This is a genomic window from Bradyrhizobium sp. CIR18 (genome assembly GCF_014198295.1).
Lineage (GTDB): Bacteria > Pseudomonadota > Alphaproteobacteria > Rhizobiales > Xanthobacteraceae > Bradyrhizobium.
The window spans coordinates 140177-146339 of record NZ_JACIHF010000017.1; the positions used below are offsets into that span (position 1 = coordinate 140177).

The following is a 6163-nucleotide window of genomic DNA, read 5'->3' on the forward strand; positions in this document are numbered from 1 at the left end:
TGCAATTGTAGTGAAGTGGCGCTTCACTTCACCCTCCCCTGGAGGGTCCGGGACGAGCGTAGCTCGCCCGTGGTCGCTCGCGCAAACGCGCGAGCGGGGTGGGGTGAAGCCACGCAAATGGTCTCAACATCGATCCGACGCGCCGCCGCGAAGAAGTTGAGAGCGAACAGCACGCCGCACGAACGGATCCTGTGGCGCGCCCTCAAGGAGCTTCCGATGGACGGCTCGCACTTCCGCCGGCAAGCGCCAATTGGTCCGTACGTAGTCGATTTCTTCTGCCCGGCCAAGCGGCTCATCATCGAGCTCGATGGCGGACACCACAACGAAGACGATGTGGCGGCACAGGACCTCGAACGGCAACGCTGGCTTGAGAACGAAGGCTATCGAGTCATCCGATTCTGGAATTCTGAGATCGGGAGCGATCTGACCGCTGTGCTTGAGCGCATCTATGTCGAGCTGTATGGATCGAGCGAGGCGGAAGCCGCCCCCTTGAAGCACCGCAGAACCTAGCTTGCAGTTCGCTGTCGTCTTACCCTCCCCTGGAGGGGGAGGGTCGCTACGCATGCAGCGAAGCGGAATGCGTAGCGGGGTGGGGTGACAGACTGTCCGCGAATTCGGTGCTTGCGGATGGGGGCGAGAGCTCTTTCTAGAAGGAAGGAGAGACCGCCTTCGTGGCTTCACCCCACCCCGCCCGCGCGCTGCGCGGTCGACCCTCCCCCTCCAGGGGAGGGTAAGGGAGACCCGCCTTGACCTCTTGCCGGCAATCCCGTTTTCTTTGGCGCGACACAATGATCCCCTCCGGGATAACGCCAGGGTAAGCCGCCATGTCTTTCGTCCTCGCCATCGACCAGGGCACCACCTCCTCGCGCGCCATCGTGTTTCGCGGCGACATATCCATCGCGGCGAAGGCGCAGCAGGAGTTTCCGCAGCATTTTCCGGCCTCGGGCTGGGTCGAGCACGAGCCCGAGGACATCTGGACCTCGACGGTGATGGTCTGCCGCGAGGCGATCGAGCAGGCCGGCATCACCGCGAAGGACATCGCGGCGATCGGCATCACCAATCAACGCGAGACCACCGTGGTGTGGGACCGCGCCACCGGGCAGGCCGTGCATCGCGCCATCGTCTGGCAGGACCGCCGCACCGCCGACATCTGTGCCAAACTCAAGGCCGACGGCCGCGAGCCCGTGATCTCGCAGAAGACCGGGCTGATCATCGATCCCTATTTCTCCGGCACCAAGGTCGCCTGGATCCTCGACCACGTCCCCGGCGCCCGGGCGCGCGCCGCGCGCGGCGAACTGATGTTCGGCACGGTCGATTGCTATCTGCTCTGGCGCCTCACCGGCGGCAAGGTGCACGCCACCGACGCCACCAACGCCTCACGCACGCTGCTGTTCAACATCCACACCGGCCAATGGGACGACGAACTGCTGGAGATCATCGGCGTGCCGCGCTCGATGCTGCCCGAGGTGAAGGATTCTTCCGCCCGCTTCGGCGAGAGCACGCCCGATCTGTTCGGCGGTGCCATTGCCATCTCGGGCATTGCCGGCGACCAGCAGGCCGCCACCATCGGCCAGGCCTGCTTCCGCCCGGGCATGATGAAGTCGACCTACGGCACGGGTTGCTTCGCGCTGCTCAACACCGGCACCACGCCTGTTGTCTCGAAGAACAAGCTGCTCACCACCGTCGCCTACCAGCTCGATGGCAAACGCACTTACGCGCTCGAAGGCTCGATCTTCGTCGCCGGCTCAGCGGTGCAATGGCTGCGCGACGGCCTCGGCATCATCAAGCATGCCGCCGAGACCGGACCTCTCGCCGATCAGTCCGATTCCATGCAGAGCGTCTATCTCGTTCCGGCCTTCGTCGGCATGGGTGCGCCCTATTGGAATCCCCGCGTGCGCGGCGCGCTGTTCGGCCTCACCCGCAACACCGGCCCCGCCGAACTCGCCCACGCCGCACTCGAAAGCGTCTGCTACCAGACTTTTGACCTCTGGGCCGCGATGCGCGCCGACTGGCCAAGCTCGGAAACTGCCAGCGTCGTGCTCCGCGTCGACGGCGGCATGACCGCCTCCGACTGGACCATGCAGCGCCTCGCGGATTTGCTGGACGCGCCCGTCGATCGCCCCGTGATCCAGGAGACCACCGCGCTGGGCGCCGCCTACCTCGCCGGCCTCCAGGCCGGCGTCTATCCCGAGCCGACCAAATTCGCCGACAACTGGCGCCTCGAGCACCGCTTCAAGCCGAACATGAGCCAGGCGACGCGTGAGCGGAAGCTCGCGGGCTGGGCGAGGGCGGTGAAGGGCGTGCTGGCGAGCGATGAGGGGGAGGGCTGATACGCCACCATCCAAATCGGCGTCCCTGCCTAGTGCGCAATTGCGCACGGGCGCAGGGACCCATACCGCGAGGTCTGTCGACGGCAGGCGGAGCCAATCCCGAACGATTGATCGTCGCCATACCACTTCCTGTGGTTATCGCGACGAGCGCAAGCGCTCGCGCGGACGTCCCGGATCCAGCGCGCACTTAAGGCGCGCTTGTCCGGGACGACGATGAAGTGTTCAGCGTAAGCTCTGCAGTCTCGCGCTTTGAAGCCAGGTAACAAAGAATGATCCTCCCCGACGGCTATTCCGATGTGCCTGCTGGCAAGATCGCCGCCGTCGTCACCCATCTGGAGATGACCACGCCGCCCGCGCGCCGCGACGATCCCACCGGCGTCTGGACCCTGCGCAAGGTCGACGCCCCCACGCTTCCTTGGTATCGCGATCTCTTCCGCCGCGTCGGCGAGGACTGGTTATGGTTCTCGCGCGCCCGCATGACCGACACCGAGCTTGCCGCAATCATCTACGCGCCTGATATCGAGATCTACGCACTGGTCGCGCACGGCCGCGACGAAGGCCTGCTCGAAATGGACTTCCGCGAGCCCGGCCAATGCGAGCTGGTCTATTTCGGCGTCACCGCACCCCTGATCGGCACTGGCGCCGCGCGCTTTCTGATGAACCGCGCGCTGGAGCGCGCCTGGTCGCGGGACGTCCGCCGCGTCTGGGTGCACACCTGCACGCTCGATCATCCATCCGCCGTCGCGTTCTACCAGCGCTCCGGCTTCCGCCCCTTCCGCCGCCAGATCGAGGTGGCTGACGATCCACGCCTCGACGGCACGGCGCCGCGGACGGCGGCGAAGCATGTGCCGATCATTGAGTGATGCGCGAGCGAGCGTAACCCAGATGAGCGGCTGGCCCGCCGCCGGTCGGAGGCGAACGCAATCAGGGGAGCGTCACCGCATCTCGCTTTGCTCGTGTCGGCTAGGATCGTCCGCTGCCACACGCTTCGTCGTCATCCTGAGGTGCGCGCTCTTGCGCGCCTCGAAGGATGGGCCGCAAGCGCCCGTGGCCCATCCTTCGAGGCTCCCCTCGCGCTGCTCGCGCATCGCAAGGCTCGCGCCTCAGGATGACGGCTGAACTTGTGGCAGCACTTGTAGCCCGGATGGAGCGCAGCGCAATCCGGGACGGCGTCCCCGTATTCCGCTGCACTCCATGCAGCTACTCCTCAAAACAACCTCTGTTCTGCCCGCGCCAGCGAAAACCCCCGCTGCATCGCGTTGAAACACGTCAACCCCGTCTGCTCCGACCGGCACGTGAATCCTCCGCGCTGCCACGCCTCGCCATAGGCCAGCACCGGCAGCGAGGCGTCCATCACGGTGTCACCGGCGCAGATGCGCCCTGCGGCTCCCTTCGCGCTCATCTCGAAGGCGTGGCCATAGTCGAGCTCGCAATCGGCGGGACGGTGCGGGCGGCTCTCGATGTTCATGAGGTCGCAGCGGAGCACGCCCTGACCATTGTCGGTGAAGAATTGGCAGGCGATGTTCTTCGACGGCGTCAAGAAGCCGATCGGGCGGTCCTGCGCGTAGGCGACACCGGCCATCGGCAGCAGGATCGATATCAGGATCAGTGCACGCGGCCTTGTCATGTCATTCCCGCTCAACTGTCGAAATTCACCGCATTGGTGTTGGCGCCGCAGAGCAGAACCGCGACGCGCTCGGTGGGTGAGGGACGATAGCGGCCGGAGAGCACCGCGGCAAATGCCGCTGCGCCGCCCGGCTCGGCGACGAGACGCAAGCATGACCACAGGGCGGCCTGGGCCTGCCGGATCGCAGCGTCGCTGACGAGGACGACGCGCTCCACATGAGCGCGGGCGATCGGAAACATCAATTCGCCGACGCGCCGCGGCGCAAGGCTGTCGGCGGCGAGACCGCCGGCAGGCGCATCGACCGGGGCGCCCGCTTCGAACGCCGTGTGCAGGGTCGGCGATTGCTCCGGCTCGACCGCGACGATACGCGTCCTGCCGGCGAACCACGCCGCAATGCCGCCGATCAGCCCGCCGCCGCCGACCGCCACGAGCAGCGTGTCGATGCCGGGCGCGTCCTGCTCCAGCTCCAGTCCGACGCTGCCCTGGCCGAGCAGTGTCTCGGCCTGATCGTAGGCATGGACGGCGAGCGCGCCGGTCTGCGCGACATGCGCCTCGCTCGCAGCGAGCGCCTCGGCGTAGCGGTTGCCCGCGATCACGAGCTTTGCGCCATAATTCCTGATCCGCTCGGCCTTGGCAGGTGAGGTGATGTCGGGCACGAAGATCGTGGCGGGGATGCCGAGCCGCTGCGCGGCATAGGCGACGGCCGCGCCGTGGTTGCCGCCGGATGCGGCGACGACACCGGCCTTCGGCACCTGCCGCAGCAACAGATTGGCGAAGGCGCCGCGCGCCTTGAACGATCTGGAATGCTGCAGCATCTCGAGCTTGAACGTGAGGGGCGCCGCGGGCAGACCGAAATCGGCGAGATCGGCTCGAAGAAGGGGCGTGCGCCTGATATGCGGACGGATGACCGCTTCGGTCGCCGCAATCCGCTCCCGTGTGATGTCCATTGTCGCTGTCATGATGCCGTCCAGGATAGCGCATCGGAGAGTTGACATCAATTAGGTAATTAGCAAAATGGCTAAATGAAATTTGCCGTCGCCCTGCGAGCGCTCGCCAACGAACGTCGCCTGCAGATCCTGGAATGGCTGCGGGATCCGCGGAAGCATTTTCGCGAGCAGGCCGATGGCGACCTGGTCGAGGACGGCGTCTGCGGATTGCTGATCGCCGAAAAGCTCGGCGTCAGCGCGCCGACGGTGAGCGAGCACATGCGGGTGCTGACCGCCGCCAAGCTGGTGCGCGCCAAACGCATCAAGCAGTGGACGATGTACAAGCGCAACGAGACCGCGATTGCCGCCATCAAGCGCTCGATCCAGGACGGCCTCTGAGCGCGCAGCGCCATCGCGGGCGAGTTGCAGCCGGTGCAATGCTTCATTTCCGAGATATTTCTTGCGCCGCGCCGATCAGGTCGTGGAGACTGGACGGCCCCGCCGTGTCCAACCGCTTGGAAGAGCAAGAACCATGTTCCTGATCGGCCAATATGATTCCCCCTTCGTCCGCCGCGTCGCGATTGCGCTGCGGCTTTACGGGCTCGCTTTCGAGCACCGGCCGTGGTCGACCTTCGGCGATGCCGACCAGATCGCGCCCTATAATCCGCTGCGGCGGGTGCCGACCCTGGTGCTCGACGACGGCGAGGCGCTGATCGAGAGCACGGTCATTTTGGATTATCTCGACGAACTTGTCGGGCCAGAGAAGGCGATGCTGCCGCGCAGCGGCACTGAGCGGCGGAAGCATTTGCGCATCTGCGCGCTCGCTTCCGGTCTCGGCGACAAGGCGGTGAGCCTGCTCTATGAGCGCGTGCTGCGGAAGGAGCAGCTCGCGCTGTGGGTCGAGCGTTGCCAGGCGCAGATTGGCGACGTGCTGAAAGTGCTGGAGGCCGAGCGCGCCAAGGTGACGACGCCGTACTGGCTGGGCGGCCGCATCGGCCACGCCGACATCGCGGTGGCCTGCGTCGTCCGCTTCACCCGCGAGGCGCATCCGCAGCTGTTCGACGCGTCGCGTTACCCGGCGCTGGCTGCGCATGCCGAGCGCTGCGAAGCTATCGCGCCGTTCAGGGAGATCGTGCAGCCGCTGTCCCCGCCGAAGGGATGATGCGCACTTACCCTCCCCTGGAGGGCAGGGCTATCGCATATGGCTGAGGGTGGCCAAGAGGAATGCGTTGTCCCAGCCAGCGCGCTTGATTTTACGCCGGAGGGAAGCGCGATCCGGG

At 66.1% G+C, this 6163-nt stretch carries 7 protein-coding genes; 5 read left to right on the forward strand and 2 right to left on the reverse strand.

Features of this window, described 5'->3' with window-relative positions; genetic code table 11:
• The first annotated feature begins 117 nt into the window (after positions 1–117).
• From GGD65_RS34580 to GGD65_RS34590, 3 genes are all read left to right on the forward strand, one after another.
• On the forward strand, positions 118–510 hold the full coding sequence (locus GGD65_RS34580; RefSeq protein ID WP_183238146.1) for an endonuclease domain-containing protein: 393 nt from the start codon (positions 118–120) through the stop codon (positions 508–510).
• Between the two features lie 314 nt (positions 511–824).
• Positions 825–2330 carry a glycerol kinase GlpK gene (gene glpK / locus GGD65_RS34585; protein WP_092254339.1) on the forward strand — a complete coding sequence of 502 codons (1506 nt, stop codon included), beginning with the start codon at positions 825–827 and terminating at the stop codon, positions 2328–2330.
• A gap of 269 nt (positions 2331–2599) precedes the next feature.
• Positions 2600–3193, forward strand: a complete 594-nt coding sequence (locus tag GGD65_RS34590; RefSeq protein ID WP_183238147.1) for an N-acetyltransferase — start codon at positions 2600–2602, stop codon at positions 3191–3193.
• Between the two features lie 344 nt (positions 3194–3537).
• Here GGD65_RS34590 and GGD65_RS34595 read toward each other — a convergent pair whose 3' ends face one another.
• Entirely contained in the window at positions 3538–3957 is a 420-nt protein-coding gene (locus GGD65_RS34595) for a DUF6636 domain-containing protein (RefSeq protein ID WP_018318811.1), read from the reverse strand.
• 11 nt (positions 3958–3968) lie between these two features.
• Positions 3969–4952, reverse strand: a complete 984-nt coding sequence (locus tag GGD65_RS34600) for a threonine/serine dehydratase (RefSeq protein ID WP_183238148.1) — start codon at positions 4950–4952, stop codon at positions 3969–3971.
• A 27-nt stretch (positions 4953–4979) separates the two neighbouring features.
• Between GGD65_RS34600 and GGD65_RS34605 the strand changes: the two genes are divergently transcribed.
• Both GGD65_RS34605 and GGD65_RS34610 read left to right on the forward strand, forming a co-directional pair.
• The gene (locus GGD65_RS34605; RefSeq protein ID WP_018318809.1) at positions 4980–5282 is read left to right on the forward strand and encodes a helix-turn-helix transcriptional regulator; all 303 of its coding nucleotides are present in this window, start codon (positions 4980–4982) and stop codon (positions 5280–5282) included.
• Positions 5283–5415: 133 nt separating this feature from the next.
• The gene (locus GGD65_RS34610) at positions 5416–6045 is read left to right on the forward strand and encodes a glutathione S-transferase family protein (protein ID WP_018318808.1); all 630 of its coding nucleotides are present in this window, start codon (positions 5416–5418) and stop codon (positions 6043–6045) included.
• Positions 6046–6163: the final 118 nt, after the last annotated feature.